The organism is Erwinia sp. PPS120 (assembly GCF_047918655.1).
Classification (GTDB): Bacteria; Pseudomonadota; Gammaproteobacteria; order Enterobacterales; family Enterobacteriaceae; genus Erwinia; species Erwinia tasmaniensis_A.
In genome coordinates, this window is sequence record NZ_JBLREF010000104.1 from 1 (window position 1) to 215 (window position 215).

1 pseudogene is annotated in these 215 nt (G+C 48.4%); it reads left to right on the forward strand.

From position 1 onward, the window contains the following. A pseudogene (locus tag ACLRGG_RS21320) lies at positions 1–192 on the forward strand (transposase); the annotation flags it as partial. Positions 193–215: the final 23 nt, after the last annotated feature.

Sequence of the window (215 nt, forward strand, 5' to 3'; positions counted from 1 at the left end):
CGCAATGGCTACTCGTCAAAAATCTTCCTTTGTGATGATGGTGAGATTGAAATCAGTACGCCACGCGATCGTGAAAGCACCTTCGAACCGTAACTGATAAAGAAAAATCAGACGCGTATCACCCAGATGGACAGCCAGATTTTGTCCCTGTACGCCAAAGGCATGACCACGCGAGAAATCGTCGCCACCTTCTAAGAGATGTACGACGCGGATGT